The 18,340-nt window shown below is 60.1% G+C and carries 11 protein-coding genes; 4 read left to right on the forward strand and 7 right to left on the reverse strand.

Annotated features, from left to right (window positions below; genetic code table 11):
* Positions 1–21: 21 nt before the first annotated feature.
* Positions 22–2,877, reverse strand: a complete 2,856-nt coding sequence (locus KDX39_RS08995; RefSeq protein ID WP_231660085.1) for a DUF2339 domain-containing protein — start codon at positions 2,875–2,877, stop codon at positions 22–24.
* 225 nt (positions 2,878–3,102) lie between these two features.
* A complete protein-coding gene (locus tag KDX39_RS09000) occupies positions 3,103–5,553 on the reverse strand; it encodes a glycogen/starch/alpha-glucan phosphorylase (protein ID WP_099229367.1) in 2,451 nt (816 codons plus the stop codon).
* Positions 5,554–5,834: 281 nt separating this feature from the next.
* On the opposite strand from KDX39_RS09000, the gene pip reads away from it, so the two are divergent.
* The 4 genes from pip to mdoH all read left to right on the forward strand — a co-directional run bounded on the left by pip (position 5,835) and on the right by mdoH (position 12,037).
* The gene (pip, locus tag KDX39_RS09005) at positions 5,835–6,806 is read left to right on the forward strand and encodes a prolyl aminopeptidase (protein ID WP_231660086.1); all 972 of its coding nucleotides are present in this window, start codon (positions 5,835–5,837) and stop codon (positions 6,804–6,806) included.
* 38 nt (positions 6,807–6,844) lie between these two features.
* Positions 6,845–7,282, forward strand: a complete 438-nt coding sequence (dtd, locus tag KDX39_RS09010) for a D-aminoacyl-tRNA deacylase (RefSeq protein ID WP_231660087.1) — start codon at positions 6,845–6,847, stop codon at positions 7,280–7,282.
* 263 nt (positions 7,283–7,545) lie between these two features.
* The gene (locus KDX39_RS09015; protein ID WP_231660088.1) at positions 7,546–9,462 is read left to right on the forward strand and encodes a glucan biosynthesis protein G; all 1,917 of its coding nucleotides are present in this window, start codon (positions 7,546–7,548) and stop codon (positions 9,460–9,462) included.
* Positions 9,455–12,037: a glucans biosynthesis glucosyltransferase MdoH gene (gene mdoH, locus KDX39_RS09020; protein WP_099229370.1), complete on the forward strand. Its 2,583-nt coding sequence runs from the start codon at positions 9,455–9,457 to the stop codon at positions 12,035–12,037. Before KDX39_RS09015 ends, mdoH begins: the two co-directional genes overlap by 8 nt.
* Before the next feature lie 184 nt (positions 12,038–12,221).
* On the opposite strand, the gene KDX39_RS09025 is transcribed toward mdoH, so the two are convergent.
* The 5 genes from KDX39_RS09025 to tatB all read right to left on the reverse strand — a co-directional run bounded on the left by KDX39_RS09025 (position 12,222) and on the right by tatB (position 18,340).
* A complete protein-coding gene (locus tag KDX39_RS09025; protein WP_231660089.1) occupies positions 12,222–14,165 on the reverse strand; it encodes a methyl-accepting chemotaxis protein in 1,944 nt (647 codons plus the stop codon).
* Positions 14,166–14,372: 207 nt separating this feature from the next.
* Positions 14,373–16,208, reverse strand: coding sequence for a methyl-accepting chemotaxis protein (locus KDX39_RS09030; protein ID WP_414813220.1), 1,836 nt, complete (start codon positions 16,206–16,208; stop codon positions 14,373–14,375).
* A gap of 175 nt (positions 16,209–16,383) precedes the next feature.
* Positions 16,384–17,091, reverse strand: coding sequence for a 16S rRNA (uracil(1498)-N(3))-methyltransferase (locus tag KDX39_RS09035; protein WP_231660090.1), 708 nt, complete (start codon positions 17,089–17,091; stop codon positions 16,384–16,386).
* Positions 17,088–17,888, reverse strand: a complete 801-nt coding sequence (tatC, locus tag KDX39_RS09040; protein WP_210073458.1) for a twin-arginine translocase subunit TatC — start codon at positions 17,886–17,888, stop codon at positions 17,088–17,090. Before tatC ends, KDX39_RS09035 begins: the two co-directional genes overlap by 4 nt.
* Positions 17,885–18,340, reverse strand: coding sequence for a Sec-independent protein translocase protein TatB (tatB, locus tag KDX39_RS09045; protein WP_231660091.1), 456 nt, complete (start codon positions 18,338–18,340; stop codon positions 17,885–17,887). Before tatB ends, tatC begins: the two co-directional genes overlap by 4 nt.

The raw sequence follows: 18,340 nt of genomic DNA on the forward strand, positions 1-18,340 counted from the left end.
AGCGACTCAAGAACGGTTTCCTCATGGGCGGTTCGGCTCAGCGGTTGGAGCCGTGCCGGGTTGCCCGTCAGCCTGGGTGACGGGAGGTTTCGGCGGTAATGGTGCGAAATATCCCACCACCAGTAGCAGAATGCCAACTCCTATGAACGAGACGATGCGTTCCATGCCCCCACGATTGCCCAGTTCGATGAAGAACAGTTTGATCACCACGACACCGATCAGCGCCGCGCCACCGAGCCAGATCTGCCGGTGGGCGCGCATATGCCCACCGATCATCAGCGCCAGCGCCATCAACGTCCAGATGATCGACAGCCCCGCCTGGACGCGCATCGATTCGAGCAGGTCTTCGGTGTTCCAGGGCACGTCAGCCCAGTGATGTGCAGTACGCATGATCATTGCCGTGACCAGTGCAAAGACTGAAGCGCCTGCCATGAGCAAAGGAATATTGCGCGAGCGGGTGTCATCCAGACCCATTTTCGGCAAACAATGGCGCATCCACAGGAAGACGCCTGTCAGCGAGAACAACAGACCGATTTCCAGCGGGTTGAGCAGCGGGACATACGGCAGCGGATCGGCAGCACCGTCGCTGAAAATGTTGGCCAGCCAGAACCATGCGAGCATCAGCACGGCCAGGGGAGCGGCCGCGTCGACCCGGTAGGCCTCAGGGTAGGCGGATACCGGCCACGGCCACTGGCGCTGCGACGTCATCGCCCACAGGTACAGACTCGGCACAATGGCCCAGCCCAGCCAGCGCCACGCGTTGTACTGCTCGGACAATTGCATCAGCCCGAAACGCAGTTCCAGCGCCAGTAAGGCAATGATCAGCCAGCAGCCGACGATATGTGCAATGCGAGTCGCAAGGCTCGGCAGCAGTTCTGCCAGACGCCGAAGCGAGACCAGGTGCACTGCGACCACGGCCAGCCAGGCCAGCCAGCCGCCATCCTGTGCCGGGTGATACCAAGTGCCTGGCGAGGTCAGCAACAGAACGGTGCAAAACGGTGTCAGTGTGGCGCACAACGTCGCCAGGTCGGGCCAGCGCAGCCGCGATGCCGCGATGCTCCAGAGCGCGACGCTGGTGGCAGTCGCTATCAGAAGGGCGGAGGTCCGCAGCGAGACGGGCACGAACAGCGGGATGAAGCTGATGACGGAAAACATCCACCACGCCGCAGCCCAGACAATCAACAATGCTCTGGCCAATGCCTGATCCACCAGCGTCAATGTCTTGTAGCGATGGATGCACCCGGCGCTGACGAAGGCGGCAATCGCCAGAATCATCGCTGTCCAGTCATCACTCTGGAGCAACGGTGGTGCGTCCGACAGATCCAGGTGGCCCAGCAGAGTGACGCCGGCGGCCAGTTGCAGGAACAGACCAAACGCGCGCGCCAGCACCCGGTGCTGGCGCATGCCCAGCCAGAAAATGGCTGCGCCTTCCACGGCCCAGGCGCAGGTCGTCCATTGCGAGCCCAGCCCCAGCGGGATCGCCAGTGTCATGAACACCACGCCCAGCGCCAGGCAGGTTTCCATCAGCAAAGCAGTCCGTTCCGAGCCTCGTGCTGCCAGCCCTCGCGCCAGTGCCATGTAAATCACACCCAGCGCCAATGCGCTGAATGCAGCGCCCAGTTCCAGGTGTTCGACCAGCGCATATTGCAGGCCGAACCCGACGATGGGCGTCCCGAACAACAGCGTGCCGTCGACATAGTCGCCCTGACGCGCCGACCAGCGCAGCAGCGCCGTGCGGCTGTCATTCTGTGGCTCGCTTGCGTGTTCCTGAAGCTTGCGTCGCGCGAACAGCAGTCCGATCGCCAGATACATGAGGAAAAACAGGATCAGGAATGGTTCGGTGCTCCAGAACAACTCCGGTGTGTACGCCTTGATACCCCAGGCAAAGCCAATGCCGAACGTGCCGAAAAAGCCGATCAGGTTCAGGATGCGCCAGGCCCGGAACCAGGCGATGGCGAAGATGCCTGCGTTGAGCAGGGCGAAGTAGCTGAACAGCGACACGTGGCTGCCTTGCCCGGTCGAGGCCAGAAGCGGCGCGGCAAAGCCGCCCAGTGCACCTGCACAGGCCAGCGCCAGGGAGTTCTGGGTCAGGGCCAGAACGGCAGAGAACGCCGTGATCGCCACCAACAGCCCGAAGCCCAGAGTCGGGTCGAGCAGCGTGTGCAGTTTCATGGCGGCAAATACCGTCAGGTACAGCACGCCGATGCCAGCACCCTGAAGCATTAGTGCGTAAGGTGCGTTGCGAAGGCGCAGCCACCAGCCGAGCCCCAGCAATGCCAGTGCACTGGAAGCCACGCCTGCATAGCGCGCTTCGATGGGGACGACCATGCCTTCGGTGGCGTAGCGCAACAGAAAAGCCAGTCCCAGAAACAGCACCACGATGCCGACCCGCAAAACCGTATTGCCACCCATCAGCCAGCTGACAGCGCTGGACAGGGTTTTTTCGACGAGGTTGGGTGAGGACGGCCTGGCCGGTGCTTTGCGTGAAGAGGCCCGAGTATTCGGGGCGATGACGGGTGCTGCAGGTCCTTCTTCGGTCGGCAGGTCCCAGATCAGCTCAGGCCCGGTGGTCTGGGCTGCGATGATGACCGAGTCGGCGGGCAACGGAGCGGCATGCTGCGCTTCGGCGGCGGGTTGCGGGCCTGGAACAGGCGGGTATTCGAGGAGCGTCAGACGTTGTTGAAGGGACTCGACGGTCTTGCGCGTTGCCAGCAGTTCCACAGACTGCTCTGCCGAACGCTTGTCCAGCAGGTACAGGCGGACACCCGCCCATAGCCCCCAGCCCATGACCGCGCCGATGAGCATGCCTTCCCACTCGTCGTAACTGACCGAGTACCCCAGCACCGCACCGCCCACCACCAGGCAAATCCAAAGCACGCGACGACATCCTTTTCGATGTGTGAAGGTCTATCGGTGCGCAGTATAGGGGAGAGAGGGATTCAGCGCGCTCCTGACGTGGAGCGGTACATTCAGTCGAAATGGAGCGTAAGCCAGTCTTCATGGACAAGTCCGCTCCTGAAGGCCGAAAGCCGGTTTCAGCCAGCAGGAGCGGATTTGTCCGCGAAGGGGGCTGAGCATCAGGTTACGATGTGCCCCCTGTTTTCAGTCCAGCGCTTTCCAGATTTCGCCCGCATATTCGCGAATGGTCCGGTCCGAGGAGAACCAGCCCATGCGCGCCGTATTGAGCACAGCCGAGCGCCACCATTCCTTGGAGTCGTGCCAGCGTTCTTCGACCTTTGCCTGGGCCGCCCAGTACGAGTCGAAGTCCGCGCAGACCAGGAAGCGGTCATAGGCCAGCAATTGATCGACCAGACCTGCATAGCGGTTCGGGTCATCCGGCGAGAAGACCCCGCCACGAATCGCCTGCAGCACATCGTTCAAGCGGCCGGACGCCGCAACATCGCCATGTGCACTGAAGTCGCCAGCCTGTTTGCGGGCTTCGACTTCCTGCGAGGTCATGCCGAAGATAAACATGTTTTCCAGGCCGATCTGCTCGCTCATTTCCACGTTGGCACCGTCCAGCGTGCCGATGGTCAGAGCGCCGTTGAGGCCGAATTTCATGTTGCTGGTGCCTGAAGCCTCAAGGCCTGCGGTGGAGATCTGCTCGGACAGGTCGGCTGCCGGGATGATGCTTTCGGCCAGGCTGACGTTGTAGTTGGGCATGAACACCACTTTGAGCAGGCCGCGTACGGTCGGGTCATTGTTGACGGTGCGGGCGATGTCGTTGGTCAGCTTGATGATCAGCTTTGCCGAGTGATAGCTGGCCGCTGCCTTGCCTGCGAAGATCTTGACCCGAGGCACCCAGTCCGTGCCCGGCTCGGCACGAATCGCCTGATACAGCGCGACGGTGTGGAACAGATTCAGCAACTGACGCTTGTACTCGTGGATCCGCTTGACCTGCACATCGAACATCGCTGCCGGGTTGACTGAGATGCCGAGGCGCTCATGAATGATCGCCGCCAGCGCACGTTTGCTGTGCAGGCGTTGATCGGCCATCTGCTTGCGGAAGGATGATTTCTCGGCGAACGGCTCCAACTCCTTCAAACGGGTTTCTGCGTTGTCCAGCACGTCCGGACCGAGTGCTTCGACCAGCATTTCGGTCAGTTTAGGGTTGGCCTGGAACAGCCAGCGGCGGAAGGTGATGCCGTTGGTCTTGTTGTTGATTCGCTCCGGGTACAGCTTGTGCAGTTCGGCGAATACCGTTTTGCGCATCAATTGGGTATGCAGCGCCGAAACGCCGTTGACGCTGTGCGAGCCGAGGAACGCCAGGTTGCCCATGCGCACACGACGGCCATTGTCTTCTTCGATCAGCGATACCGCGCGCAGCACTTCGAAGTCGTGGATGCCCTTGGCGCGCAGCGTGTCGATGTGTTGCGCGTTGATCAGGTAGATGATCTGCATGTGGCGCGGCAGCATCCGTTCCATCAGGCCGACCGACCAGGTTTCCAGTGCTTCGGGCAACAGCGTGTGGTTGGTGTAGCCCAGGGTGCCTACGGTAATTTTCCAGGCGGTGTCCCACGGAATATTGTGGTTGTCGATCAACTGACGCATCAACTCGGCCACGGCGATGGACGGATGCGTGTCGTTCATCTGGATCGCCGCATGCTCCGGCAGATCGGTCAGCGTGGCGTGCATGTTCAAATGACGACGCAGCAAATCCTGCAGGGAAGCCGAGACGAAGAAGTATTCCTGGCGCAGGCGCAATTCCTGACCGGCTTCGGTCGCGTCGTTCGGGTACAGCACTCGGGAAATACTTTCAGCGCGCACCACTTCCGCTACGGCGCCGAAGTGGTCACCGGCGTTGAAGCGCTCCAGGTGCAGGTCTTCCACGGCACGGGCGCGCCAGAGACGCAGGGTGTTCACGCTCGCGCCACGCCAGCCGACTACCGGAGTGTCATAGGCAATGGCGCGGACGGTTTCGCCCGGACGCCAGGCCTGACGCGTTTCACCGGCTTCGTTGGTGAAGGTTTCGACACTGCCGCCGAAGCCGATCGAGTACACCACTTCCGGGCGTTCGAATTCCCATGGGTTGCCGAAGTCCAGCCAGTTCTCGGTCTGTTCCTGCTGCCAGCCATCGACCACTGCCTGACGAAACAGGCCGTGCTCGTAGCGGATGCCATAGCCGTGGCCGGCAATTCCCAGGGTCGACATGCTTTCCATGAAGCAGGCCGCCAGACGACCCAGGCCGCCGTTACCCAGCGCGGCATCAGGCTCCAGCAGACGAATCCGCTCGATATCCACGCCCAGTTCGGTCATGGCTTCGCGAGCGATTTCCAGCAGGCCCAGATTGCTCAGGCTGTCGTATAGCAATCTGCCGATCAGAAATTCCAGCGACAGGTAATAGACCCGTTTCTGAACTGTGCGATAAATCTGTCGCGTGTGGTCCATCCAGTGCTCGACCATGTGGTCACGAGCAGCCAGGGCAACCGCTTCAAACCAGTCATGCTCAAACGCATGGTCGGGGTCCTTGCCCACTGAGTAAGTGAGTTTGGCGAGCACTGCGGCGCGGAAAGCGGCCACATCAGCGTCACGAACAAGTGGTTCCTGAGACATCGGTACGACCTCAAGTAGTCTGACGGATTGAAAGATGGGGTTATTAGACTGTAGGCGTGTCGTCAGTTATTTCCTGAAAATGAAAGAAATAATTGAAGACAGAGCTCTCGCTTCGACCCAGAGCGGCTGCGCTGGTTCGCGAACTCTGCAAATTGGCAAAACGCTTGCATTGATCGTTCCACTCGCAACGATGATGTGCAGCATGCTCATTCCTCGTTTCGGGTTTATGATGCCCAACGGCAGAATAATAGAAGCCTCTGAATCGGACTCATGGAGCACATATGCAGACTTTGTACCCGCAGATCAAACCTTACGCCCGGCACGATCTGGCCGTGGAACAGCCGCATGTGCTTTACGTCGATGAAAGCGGATCGCCCGAAGGTCTTCCCGTGGTGTTCATTCATGGCGGGCCGGGTTCGGGTTGCGATGCGCAGAGCCGCCGTTATTTCGATCCGAACCTGTACCGCATCATCACTTTCGATCAGCGCGGCTGCGGTCGCTCCACGCCTCACGCCAGCATCGAAAACAATACCACCTGGCATCTGGTGGAAGACCTCGAACGAATTCGTGAGCACCTCGGTATCGAAAAATGGGTGCTGTTCGGCGGCTCGTGGGGCTCGACGCTTTCACTGGCCTACGCCCAGACTCACCCTGACCGTGTACACGCACTGATCCTGCGCGGAATCTTCCTGGCGCGCCAGCAGGATATCGACTGGTTTTATCAGGCGGGCGCCAGTCGCCTGTTTCCCGATTACTGGCAGGACTATGTTGCCAACATCCCGCTGGATGAGCGGGACAACCTGCTGGCGGCTTTTCACAAGCGCCTCACCGGGCCGGACCAGATTGCCCAGATGCACGCCGCCAAGGCCTGGTCCACCTGGGAAGGTCGTGCGGCCACCCTGCGTCCCAATCCACAGGTGGTCGACCGCTTCTCCGAGCCGCAACGCGCGCTGTCGATTGCGCGTATCGAATGTCACTACTTCATGAATAATGCCTTCCTGGAAGCCAACCAGTTGATTCGCGACATGCCCAAGATTGCCCATTTGCCGGGCATCATTGTTCACGGTCGTTACGATGTCATTTGCACACTGGACAATGCCTGGGAGCTGCACCAGGCGTGGCCCAACAGCGAGCTGCAGGTGATTCGTGACGCGGGCCACGCAGCGTCGGAGCCAGGCATCACCGACGCGCTGGTTCGCGCTGCCGCACAGGTCGCGCGTCGCCTGCTTGATCTGCCACCTGAAGAAGCCTGATACCTTCGCGTTCCTGTTGCAGGTCTGAAAGAGTCTCTATGAAAGCGTTATTGCAACGCGTGCAGGGTGCACGCGTGGAAGTGGGTGGTGAGGTAGTTGGTGCAATCGATCAGGGCATTCTGGTGTTGGTCGGTGTGGAGCCTCAAGACACGCAGGCCAGTGCCGATAAGTTGCTGCACAAGCTGCTTAACTACCGGGTGTTCAGTGATGCCGACGGCAAGATGAATATGTCCCTGCGTGACGTGGGCGGCGGGTTGCTGCTGGTTTCTCAGTTCACACTGGCGGCCGATACCAAAAGCGGCATGCGTCCGAGCTTCTCGAAAGCGGCACCGCCTGCGCAGGGTGCAGCGTTGTATGACTATCTATTGGATCAGGCCAGGATCGCGCATTCGACTGTTGCGGCGGGCCAGTTTGGTGCGGACATGCAAGTGCATCTGGTCAATGATGGCCCTGTGACTTTCCTGCTTGAAACCTGAGCTAATATTCCGTTGTCTTCTCCCGGATCAATAAGTCCCGGAGGAATAAAATTCTTTGTCATATCTGATGCGTTGTGGCGCGTGCTACTGGATAATCGCGCGCAACGGAGATCAGCGGTAGTTGATCCATCTGGCATGACAAAAGCGGTTCTGACACTAGGTTGGGGAATCATTAGCCCCAATTGGAGTCGGAACAATGCTCGCCAACCCGGCATCGATAGCTGGCCGTTGGTTTCTTCATCTGTTTTCGGCGAGGGTTGCTCGTGATTGTTAGTCCCTGTGATGCTCCAAAGAAATCTGTCAAGCGCCTGCGCAGTGCGCTCCTGGCAAGCTCGGCGCTGGTCTGCCTGTTCAGTGCGGGTCAGTTGTGGGCGTTCAGCCTGGATGATGTAGCGGCCAAAGCCAAAGAAATGGCCGGGCAGAAATTCGAAGCGCCGAGAAGCAATCTGCCCAACGAGTTGCGCGACATGAAGTTCGCGGACTATCAGAAAATCCGTTTCCGTGATGACAAGGCCGAGTGGGCGGGCGACAAGACGCCGTTCAAAGTGTCCTTCTATCATCAGGGCATGCATTTCGACACACCGGTCAAAATCAACGAAGTCACCGCCACGTCCGTTGACGAAATCAAGTACGACGCCAGTCGTTTCGATTTCGGCGACCTGAAGATCGATCCGAAAGCCACCGAAAAACTGGGCTATGCCGGTTTCCGTGTGCTGTACCCGATCAACAAAGACGACAAGCAGGACGAAATCATGACCATGCTGGGCGCGAGTTACTTTCGCGTGATCGGCAAGGGCCAGGTCTATGGCCTGTCCGCTCGTGGCATGGCGATCGACACTGCCTCGCCGTCGGGTGAAGAGTTCCCGCGCTTCAAGGAATTCTGGATCGAGAAGCCAGGTCCGGACGACAACCATCTGGTGATCTTCGCACTGCTCGATTCGCCGCGTGCCACCGGTGCCTATCAGCTGACCCTGCGTCCTGGCACCAACACGCTGGTCGACGTTAAGTCGCGTATGTTCCTGCGTGACAACGTCAACAAGCTGGGCGTTGCGCCATTGACCAGCATGTTCCTGTTCGGTGCCAACCAGCCATCGCGTGTGCCTAACTACCGTCGCGAGCTGCACGATTCGAGTGGTCTGTCGATTCAGGCCGCCAACGGCGAATGGTTGTGGCGTCCGCTGAACAACCCTAAACACCTGTCCATCAGCAGCTTCTCGGTCGAGAACCCGCGTGGTTTCGGTCTGTTGCAGCGTGGCCGTGACTTCAGCCAGTACGAAGATCTCGACGACCGCTACGACAAACGCCCAAGCGCCTGGATCGAGCCGAAAGGTGACTGGGGTAAAGGTACGGTCGAGCTGGTCGAAATCCCGACTGCCGACGAAACCAACGACAACATCGTTGCTTACTGGAAGCCTGAGACCCTGGCCAAGCCGGGCGAGCCGATGGACTTCAACTACCGCATCCACTGGACCATGCAGGAAAACTCGATTCACTCCCCGGATCTGGGTTGGGTCAAGCAGACCCAGCGCTCCATCGGTGACGTGCGTCAGTCCAACCTGATCCGTCAGCCGGATGGCAGCCTCGCATTCCTGGTCGATTTCGTCGGTCCGGTGCTGGCTGCACTGCCTGAAGACAAGACCATCCGCAGCCAGGTGACTACCGACGACAACGTCGAGCTGGTCGAAAACAACCTGCGCTACAACCCGGTCACCAAGGGCTATCGCCTAACCTTGCGTGTGAAGGTCAAGGATTCTGGCAAGCCAACCGAAATGCGTGCCTATCTGCTGCGCGAGATTCCGGCCGAACCTGGCAAGGAACCTGCGCTGCTGGTTGCCGACAAGGCAGAAGACAAGAAAATCGCTGCCAAGGAAGCGGCTGCCAAGGAAGCCGCCAAACCGGCAGCGACCAAGGACACCGATCAGGTAGAGATTGCCAAGGCCGACGCACCGAAGACCGAAGTCGCCAAGCCTGATGCCGCCAAGGGCGATGCATCAAAGCCTGACGCTGCCAAAGGTGAAGTCGCCAAAGCCGACGCCGCCAAGGCTGACGTAGCCAAGGACAAGGACGGTAAAGAAATCCAGCAGCCTGCAACCGAGGCTGCGCCCACCCATCCGGAACCGGCCAAGACGTTGCAAGTCATGACCGAGACCTGGAGCTATCAGTTGCCGAGCGATGAGTAATTCTCTACCGGTGCCAGTGTCTCTGAACGAGTACCTGGCGCATCTGCCGATGAGCGACGAGCAGCGGGCCGAACTGGCCGGCTGCAAGTCCTTCGCCGAGTTGCATGAACGCCTTTCTGCGCAGCCGATCACCGACACCGCCGAGGCCGCTCAGGCTTCGGTGGGCCGTCGGCTCACGCTGTCTACAGCCGACGAGTTGCAGGACGCCGAGATGCTCGGTGTCGATGCAAGCGGTCGCCTGTGCCTGAAGGCCACTCCCCCGATTCGTCGTACCAAGGTTGTTCCCGAACCATGGCGCACCAACATTCTGGTGCGTGGCTGGCGTCGGCTGACGGGCAAGACCAATCCGCCGAAGCCTGAGCACGACGATCTGCCGCGCGACTTGCCGAAGGCGCGCTGGCGGACGGTCGGCTCGATTCGTCGCTATATCCTGCTGATTCTCATGCTGGGTCAGACGATTGTGGCTGGCTGGTACATGAAAGGTATCCTGCCGTATCAGGGCTGGTCGCTGGTTTCGCTGGACGAAATCACACGCCAGACCTTCGTGCAGACCGCTTTGCAGGTGATGCCATACGCCTTGCAGACCAGCATACTGTTGCTGTTCGGGATTCTGTTCTGCTGGGTGTCGGCCGGTTTCTGGACCGCGCTGATGGGCTTTCTGGAATTGCTGACCGGCCGCGACAAGTACCGCATCTCCGGTGCCAGCGCTGGCAACGAGCCGATTGAAGTTGGCGCACGTACTGCTCTGGTCATGCCGATCTGCAACGAAGATGTGCCACGCGTGTTCGCCGGTCTGCGTGCAACGTTCGAGTCTGTAGCGGCCACGGGTGACCTGGACCGCTTCGACTTCTTCGTCCTCAGCGATACCAACGACACCGACATCGCCGTTGCCGAGCAGCAAGCCTGGCTCGACGTCTGCCGTGAAACCGGTGGTTTCGGGAAGATCTTCTATCGTCGCCGCCGTCGTCGCGTCAAACGCAAGAGCGGCAACCTCGATGACTTCTGCCGTCGCTGGGGTGGTGACTACCGCTACATGGTCGTACTTGATGCCGACAGTGTAATGAGCGGTGAGTGTCTGACCAGTCTGGTTCGCCTGATGGAAGCCACTCCAGACGCCGGTATCATCCAGACCGCACCACGCGCCTCCGGCATGGACACGCTGTATGCCCGCATGCAGCAGTTCGCCACACGCGTCTACGGTCCGCTGTTTACTGCCGGTCTGCACTTCTGGCAGCTGGGTGAATCCCACTACTGGGGTCACAACGCGATCATCCGCATGAAGCCTTTTATCGAGCACTGCGCGCTGGCGCCGTTGCCGGGTAAAGGGGCCTTCGCCGGTGCGATCCTGTCTCACGACTTCGTCGAAGCTGCGCTCATGCGCCGTGCCGGCTGGGGCGTGTGGATTGCCTACGATCTGCCGGGCAGCTATGAAGAGTTGCCGCCGAACCTGCTGGACGAACTCAAGCGCGACCGCCGCTGGTGCCACGGCAACCTGATGAACTTCAGGCTGTTCCTGGTCAAGGGCATGCACCCGGTTCACCGTGCGGTGTTCCTGACGGGCGTCATGTCTTACCTGTCGGCACCCTTGTGGTTCTTCTTCCTGGTGCTGTCCACCGCCTTGCTGGCCGTGAACACGCTGATGGAGCCGACCTACTTCCTTGAACCGCGTCAGCTTTATCCGCTGTGGCCACAATGGCACCCGGAAAAAGCCGTTGCGCTGTTCTCGACCACTATCGTCCTGTTGTTCCTGCCCAAACTGCTCAGCGTCATTCTGATCTGGGCCAAGGGCGCGAAGGGCTATGGCGGCAAGTTCAAGGTCACCCTCTCTATGCTGCTGGAAATGCTGTTCTCGGTGCTGCTGGCTCCGGTTCGCATGCTGTTCCACACCCGCTTCGTACTGGCCGCTTTCCTGGGCTGGGCAGCGACCTGGAACTCTCCACAGCGCGACGATGACTCCACGCCATGGATCGAAGCGGTCAAGCGTCACGGTCCTCAGACCCTGCTGGGCGCCTGCTGGGCAGCGCTGGTGTTCTCCCTGAACCCAAGCTTCCTGTGGTGGCTGGCACCGATCGTGGTGTCGCTGATGCTGTCGATCCCGGTGTCGGTGATTTCCAGCCGAACGGGTCTGGGTCTCAAGGCGCGGGACGAGAAGTTCTTCCTGATTCCGGAAGAGTTCGAGCCGCCGCAGGAACTGATCTCTACCGATCAGTACACCCACGAGAACCGCTGGCATGCGCTGAAGGAAGGCTTCATTCGCGCCGTGGTCGACCCACAGCAGAATGCGCTGGCGTGCGCACTGGCGACGTCTCGTCACAAGCAGGCCAAGCCGATCGAAGTGGTCCGTATGGAGCGCGTCGAGCATGCACTGAAGGTGGGTCCGGACAAACTCGGCAATCATGAGCGTCTGATGTTGTTGAGCGATCCGGTCGCCTTGGGTCGTCTGCACGAGCTGGTCTGGAGCGGTGGTCATGAAGAATGGCTGGCAGCGTGGAGAGCGTCCATTGCTGCTGACCCTCATGCGCCGTTGCTGCCATTGCAGCCGCTGAAGCCTGAGGTACAGCCGGTTCTGGCCTGACAGCCACCCGGTTTGAAAGAGCCCCTGAAGCACGGCTTCAGGGGCTTTTTTGTACGCGCTGTGCTCATGACCGTACCAGTGACGCGGCGCATGGGCACGATCAGTGTGCCTGAGACCTGTGATCGTTCACACACGCTGCGTGGTAACGCCTCTCGGGACGCTGCGCATACGGTCTGGCGAACCATCACTCCACTCGAAACTTCCCCACCAGCGCTTTCAGGTGCGAGCCCAGGCGGGCCAGTTCCACGCTCGACGCAGCTGTCTGGTTGCTGGCGGAGGCGGACTGTTCGGAGATGTCGCGCACGTTGATGACGCTGGCGTTGATCTGCTCCGCCACGGTGCTCTGTTCTTCGCTGGCAGCGGCGATCTGTTCGTTCATCTGTTGAATGGTCGCCACGGTACGAGTGATCTGCTCCAGCGCACCGCCAGCCCGGCGACTCAGCTCGACGCTGCTGTCAGTCAGGCTGCGGCTGTTGTCCAGCGTGGTTGCAACCTGCTGGGTGCCTGTCTGCAGCGCCTCGATCAGCTCTTCGATTTCCTCTGTGGATTTCTGCGTACGTTGCGCCAGGCTGCGGACCTCGTCGGCTACAACCGCGAAGCCGCAGCCGGCCTCGCCTGCACGAGCGGCTTCGATGGCGGCGTTGAGTGCCAGCAGGTTGGTCTGTTGGGAAACTGATTTGATCACGTCAAGAACGCCCACGATCTTGCCGCTTTCCTGTTTAAGCTGATTCATCGCCTGCGTCGAGTTGACGACTTCGCGGGCCAGTTGCTCGATCTGAATAACGGCCTGGCCGACCACCTGATCTCCATCCCTCGCCTGCTGGTCAGCCTGGGCGGCCGATTGCGAGGCTTCCTGCGCATTGCGAGCGACCTCCTGAACCGTTGCGGTCATCTCGTTCATGGCGGTGGCGACCTGGTCGGTTTCGTCTTTCTGCGTGTTGACTCCTTTGCAGGTCTGCTCGGTCACGGCCGACAGTTGCTCGGCTGCGCTGGCAATCTGCGAAACGCCGTCACCGATGCCGCCAATCAACTCCCGCAGGCTCAGGGTCATGGCCTGCATGCTGTTCTGCAATTGCCCCAGCTCGTCGCGTCGTCCGGTTTCAAGGTCCTTGCTAAGATCACCCTGAGCGATCCGGGCGGCAGCGATCAGCGTCTGGCGCAGGGGTTCGGTAATCTGTCGAGTCATGATCCAGGCTGCCAGCAGGCCGACCAGCAAGGCCAGCGCCGCAACGCCAGTCAGGGTTGTCCTTGAACTATTCGCTTCGCCATCGCGCCGCGCGCCTTGCAGGCTGCTCAGCTCGGCGACGGCGCTGAGCATCTTGTCACCCAGGTCCTCCAGTGTTTCCTGGCCTGCTTCAGTCTTGATCTGTATGACTTTGAACCGGGTCAGATGCTCCTGATACTGCTGCAACGCTTCGTTGGCGGGTGCCAATGCCTGGATGTTTTCATCAGCCTGATCCTGCGAGATCTGCTGTATCTCCTTGAGCGCTTCATCAATCGCAGTGGCGGCTGCGGTCTCATCAGCTTCCTTGCCGGTGAAGGTGTAGGCCTGCACTTGATAGCGGGCGATCTGAATCTGATGCTTGAGTTGCGAGAGGTTGGTGAACTCTTCCATCCGTTCACCGTTGTCCTGCTCCTGACTGACCGCCTTGAGCACTTCCGCTTCTACCTGGGCAACTGCTTTTACCGCTTGCTCGGATTTCTGATCAAGCTGTGTGCGCATCTGATCACGTGCTTCACGGTCGGCCCCAAGTTCAGTGAAGGTTTTTTCCATGAGACTGATCAGTTGGCTCTGGGCCTCAAGACCGGTGAGGGTGTCGGCTTCATCGCTTTGTTTGCGCAGCAAGGCCAGGTGGGCTTCGATCTCATTGAGTCGGTCGACGACCTTCGAGACGTTCTCCGGGGTGTTTTCCACCCGGGCGATGATGCGCTCGGAGCGCAAATCCTTGGTCAGGCTGTTGAGCCGGTCCACGGCGGAGAGCGATTCGGAACGATCAATCATCGTGTCCAGGCCATGCCAGCCGGTCAGCGTGATAACCAACGTCAACAACAGCACCAGGCCGAAACCGAGTGCCAATTTGAGTCTGACGCTCAGATTGCCGAGCGTGTAAGTGATCCTTCCAGGCATTGAAATGCTCCTGCGATATGCGAACGAAACCAGATTCTGAACAGCACAGAACCTGCGTTATGAGCGCATCGGCGAGGAGTTGAATCGCGTGACCTGAACAGGTCGTAGGAGATTTCCGAGTCGATCGGGACAGTGACGGGGGTCACCTGATGAGGGAGTGGGGGTATTCCGCGCCGCTTGTCGAGCGCGGAATGACCTTGAGTACAATCAGACAGTAAAGCGGCTCACCAGCGTTTGCAGATGAGTACCCAGACGCGCCAGTTCGATGCTGGATGCGGCAGTTTCTTCGCTGGCAGCGGAGGTCTGTTCCGACACATCGCGAACGTTGATGATGCTGCGGTTGATTTCCTCAGCCGTGGCGCTCTGCTGTTCGGCGGCGGCAGCGATCTGCTGGTTCATCGACTGGATCGCCGAGACGGTCTTGGTGATGTTTTCCAGCGAGCTACCGGCGCGACGCGTCAGATCGACACTGCTGGCGCTCAGTTCGCGGCTGCTGTCCATCACGCTTGCCGCCTGCTGAGTTCCGCTCTGCAGGCTGACAATCAGGCCTTCGATCTCTTCGGTGGACTTCTGAGTGCGCTGCGCCAGGCTGCGAACCTCATCGGCAACCACGGCAAAGCCGCGACCGGCTTCACCAGCGCGGGCGGCTTCGATGGCTGCGTTCAGGGCCAGCAGATTGGTCTGCTGGGCGACGGATTTGATCACATCCAGAACGCTGCCGATCTTCTCGCTTTCCTGCTTCAGCGTGCCCATGGCCTCGCTTGAGTTACCGACCGCCGATGCCAGGCGCTCGATCTGCACGATGGCTTCGTTGACCACGCGCTCACCTTCGCGTGCCTGCTGGTCGGCCGCTACGGCTGCTTCGGAGGCTTCTTCAGCGTTGCGAGCGACTTCCTGCACAGTGGCCGTCATCTCGTGCATGGCAGTGGCGACCTGATCGGTCTCGACCTTCTGGTTGTTGACGCCGGCGCTGGTCTGCTCAGTAACCGCTGACAGCTCTTCGGCAGCGCTGGCAATCTGGGTAACGCCATCGCGAATACCGCCAACCAGCTCGCGCAGGCTGACGGTCATGCGCTGGATGGTGCTTTGCAGCTTGCCCAGTTCGTCCTTTCGATTCACGTTGAGGTTGCGGCTCAGGTCGCCAGCGGCGACGCGCTCGACCACTTCCAGCGTTTCCTGAAGTGGGGCGGTGATCTGACGGGTGATGATCCACGCTGCCAGAACGCTGAACAGCAACGCCAGGGCGGTGGCCGCAACAATCATCATGACGGCGTGGTCGCTTTCGGCATCGCGGCTTTTGTTCTGGCGCTCGATCATTTCAGTGCTGGTGGCCACCATTTTCACGCCCAGAGCGGTCATTTTCTCCAGTGCGGCCTTGCTGGCAGCCTGCGAGTCCCGGTATACGCCTACCGCCGCGCGGTAGCCCTTCAGGCCCGCAATGGCTTGTTGCAAGGTCGGTGCGAACTCGGAGGAAACATCGCCTGCCAGGGTGTTGATACCAGTGACCGCGTCATCGATGGCCTGATTGGCATTCTTCTCGAATTCCGGTTTGCCGCTGTAGGTGTAGCCGCGGACCTGAAAGCGCGCCTGCTGGATCAGCTTGCTGACGCCCACGATGCCATTGAAGGCCAGGATGTTGTCTTCCTTGAGCAGCGCCGCTTCGATCTTGTTCGCCTGCTCCACGGCCTTGTCGGCGTTGTCGCCCATCTGGCTGCGACTGCCTTCACGTACTTCGATGGCTTTGGTCATGTCGCCGAACGACTGACGGTATTCGCGCGTCGCCTGGATCTGTCCATCCAGCAACTGAATGTTCTCCGGGGAGCGCAGCATGTTTCTGGCGCTCAGCAGCGCGGCGTCAAGCTGGTCGAGCGTTGCTCTGACGTCTGTGGCTGTCTCGGCGTTGTACAGCGCTTCGTAGCGCATGCGGTTGACGCGCAGCTGCAGGGTCAGCTCGTTGATTTCGGCAATCGCTGTCACGCGATCTCCGCGATCAATCAGGGCGTTGGTGCTGAACCAGGCCGTCGTTGAGATCATTAAGGTCATGATCAGTACAAGACCGAAACCGATGGCCAATTTCAAGCTGACACTCGCGTTGGCGAGACTTTGAGTTAACCCGCGATACATGACCACTCCTCGATGACTCATTCTTGTGCGTATCCATTCCTATCGGCCAGTCATGACGTAACTGAAGCGATTGAGTGGGATGCCGCAACTTGAATCAGAACAGTCGTGCGAGCAGTGCAGTGACAGCGGTTTCGACCCGCAGGATTCGGTCGCCCAGTTGCACCGGCTGCAGGCCGGACTGGCCCAGCAGATCGACTTCGTAGGGGATCCAGCCGCCTTCCGGGCCGATGGCGAGGGTGACCGGCTCGGAGACGGCGCGCGGGCAATCCGGGTAGTCGCCGGGATGGCCGACCAACCCCAGGGTGTTCAGCGCCAATTGCGGCAGACGATCTTCGACGAAGGGCTTGAAGCGCTTTTCGATCACGATTTCCGGCAGCACGCTGTCGCGTGCCTGCTCCAGCCCGAGGATCAGTTGTTCACGGATCGCGTGCGGCTCGAGAAACGGCGTCTGCCAGAAGCTTTTTTCCACCCGGTAGCTGTTCAGCAGGATGACTTTCGGCACACCCATGGTCGCGACGGTCTGAAAGACTCTGCGCAGCATCTTGGGTCGGGGAAGGGCGAGCAGCAGAGTCAGCGGTAACTTGGCAGGCGGCTCGCTGTTCAACGAGACGCGCAGCTCGGCTTCACGGGGTTCAAGGCGCAGCACTTCGGCGGTGCCCAGCAGGCCGTTGATGCGACCGACCCGCAGGCTGTCGCCGACCTCGGCACGATGCACTTCCTGCATGTGCCTGAGTCGACGGTCACGCAGCACCACCCGGTCGGCCGCAATAAAATCGGCCTCTTCGAGAAGCAGCAGATTCACGGCTGAGTCGCGGGCGGCTGGTCTTGCTTATCAGCTTCCTGTTCTTCATCGTCCGGGTGCTCGCCGCGTTTTTTGATGAGTCCGCTGCACAGCACGCCCAGTTCGAACAGCAGCCACATCGGTACGGCCAGCAGGGTCTGCGAGAAGATGTCCGGCGGGGTGAGGATCATGCCGACCACAAAGCAGCCAATGATCACGTACGGGCGGATCTTCTTCAGGTACTTCACGTCGACAATGCCGATCCAGACCAGCAGCACCACCGCCACGGGAATTTCGAACGCCACGCCGAAGGCGAAGAACAGGGTCATCACGAAGTCGAGGTAACTGGCGATGTCGGTCATCATCGACACGCCTTCCGGTGTCACGCTGGCGAAGAAGTGGAAGATCAGCGGGAAGACCAGAAAGTAGGCGAACGCCATGCCTGCGTAGAACAGGATAATGCTGGACACCAGCAGCGGAATGGCCACGCGCTTCTCATGCTTGTAAAGCCCCGGCGCGATGAAGCCCCAGATCTGATGCAGGATGACCGGCATGGACAGGAACAGCGCCACCATCATGGTCAGCTTGAACGGCGTGATGAACGGCGAGGCCACGTCGGTGGCAATCATCGTTGCGCCTTCCGGCAGATAGACCCGCAGCGGTGCTGACACGAGCGTATAGATCTTCTGCGTGAAGTAGAACAGACCGGCAAAGATCAGAAACACTGCGGCAACGCAGCGTAACAGGCGTGTACGCAGCTCGGTGAGGTGCGAGATCAGCGGCATTTGCTGATCGTTTTCCGGGGTATCTGCGCTCATGGGGCTCGCGGTGGCAATGACGAATCGTGGGCGGGAGAGGGTGTGACGTCCTGTGTCGTGTCGGCGACAGGTTTTGCGGTTTTCTCGAGCGTCAGCGGTGCCTTGTGTGCAGGCTCTGCCGGACCGATCTCGTGTTGCGAGGCCGGCGGGACAGCCTGCGGCGCAGTCGGCGGAGTGATCGGCTCGTAAGCCACTTCAGGGTGCTGCTGCGAAGCGAACATTTTGCGCGCTTCATCTTCCAGCGAAAGAATGTGCTCGTTGTGCAGTTGCCGACGAATCTCGTCGGCACCGATTTCACGTTCAACTTCCTGTTTGATCGCGTTGAAGCTGCGCTTCAGCCGGCCTATCCAGAGGCCTGCGGTACGTGCTGCGCCGGGCAGTCGCTCCGGGCCGAGCACCAGCAGCGCCACGAGCCCGATCAACAGCAATTCAGAGAAGCTGATACCGAACAT

Source organism: Pseudomonas sp. CDFA 610 (genome assembly GCF_021147865.1).
Classification (GTDB): Bacteria; Pseudomonadota; Gammaproteobacteria; order Pseudomonadales; family Pseudomonadaceae; genus Aquipseudomonas; species Aquipseudomonas alliivorans.

Coding starts and splice junctions, on each gene's coding strand:
- KDX39_RS09025 (WP_231660089.1), bottom strand. CDS start 14,165: ATGCCTGGAAGGATCACTTACACGCTCGGCAATCTGAGCGTCAGACTC.
- KDX39_RS09000 (WP_099229367.1), bottom strand. CDS start 5,553: ATGTCTCAGGAACCACTTGTTCGTGACGCTGATGTGGCCGCTTTCCGC.
- tatB (WP_231660091.1), bottom strand. CDS start 18,340: ATGTTCGGTATCAGCTTCTCTGAATTGCTGTTGATCGGGCTCGTGGCG.
- mdoH (WP_099229370.1), top strand. CDS start 9,455: ATGAGTAATTCTCTACCGGTGCCAGTGTCTCTGAACGAGTACCTGGCG.
- tatC (WP_210073458.1), bottom strand. CDS start 17,888: ATGAGCGCAGATACCCCGGAAAACGATCAGCAAATGCCGCTGATCTCG.
- dtd (WP_231660087.1), top strand. CDS start 6,845: ATGAAAGCGTTATTGCAACGCGTGCAGGGTGCACGCGTGGAAGTGGGT.
- pip (WP_231660086.1), top strand. CDS start 5,835: ATGCAGACTTTGTACCCGCAGATCAAACCTTACGCCCGGCACGATCTG.
- KDX39_RS09030 (WP_414813220.1), bottom strand. CDS start 16,208: ATGACCTTAATGATCTCAACGACGGCCTGGTTCAGCACCAACGCCCTG.